Below are 580 nucleotides of genomic sequence, written 5' to 3' on the forward strand. Positions count from 1 at the left end.
AACGGGTGTTCGTTCTTCATGACCATCTCCTTGGTGGTGCCTGTTCAGGCGTTGTCAAAGGCGCGTTGCAGCGCCGCGATATCGAGCTTCTTCATCGGCATCATCGCCGCCGCGGCACGAGCTGCTGCGGCGCGATCGTCCGACTGGAACATCCGGATGAGGGGCGTCGGCGTCACCTGCCAGGTGACACCGTAACGAGCGGTCAGCCAGCCGCACTGGCCCTCCTCTCCGCCTTCGGTGAGGCGCGCCCAATAGTGATCCACTTCGTCCTGCGTCTCGCACGGGATGGCCAGCGAGATCGCAGGCGAGAACCGGAAGAGCGGGCCGCCGTTGAGGGCGATGTAGCCCTGGCCGGCGAGTTCGAAGGCGACGACCATCACGTCGCCCACCTCGTCGGGCAGGCCGTCGACCCGCCTTGTGCGGCTGACGATGCGCGAATCCGGAAAAACCGATACGTAGAACTCGGCCGCGTCTTCCGCCTGGTGGTCGAACCAGAGGCAGGGATTGATCTTCTGCATCACTTCTTCCTTAACACTTGGGTGGGATAGTCGGGCATCGCATGCCAGATACGGGAACGCGG

1 protein-coding gene is annotated in these 580 nt (G+C 63.6%); it reads right to left on the bottom strand.

Features of this window, described 5'->3' with window-relative positions; all coding sequences use genetic code 11:
* Positions 1-44: 44 nt before the first annotated feature.
* Positions 45-518 carry a VOC family protein gene (locus JNK74_29650; GenBank protein ID MBL7650339.1) on the bottom strand — a complete coding sequence of 158 codons (474 nt, stop codon included), beginning with the start codon at positions 516-518 and terminating at the stop codon, positions 45-47.
* Between the last annotated feature and the right edge of the window lie 62 nt (positions 519-580).

The organism is Candidatus Hydrogenedentota bacterium (genome assembly GCA_016791475.1).
Taxonomy (GTDB): domain Bacteria; phylum Hydrogenedentota; class Hydrogenedentia; order Hydrogenedentales; family JAEUWI01; genus JAEUWI01.

Coding starts and splice junctions, on each gene's coding strand:
- JNK74_29650 (MBL7650339.1), bottom strand. CDS start 518: ATGCAGAAGATCAATCCCTGCCTCTGGTTCGACCACCAGGCGGAAGAC.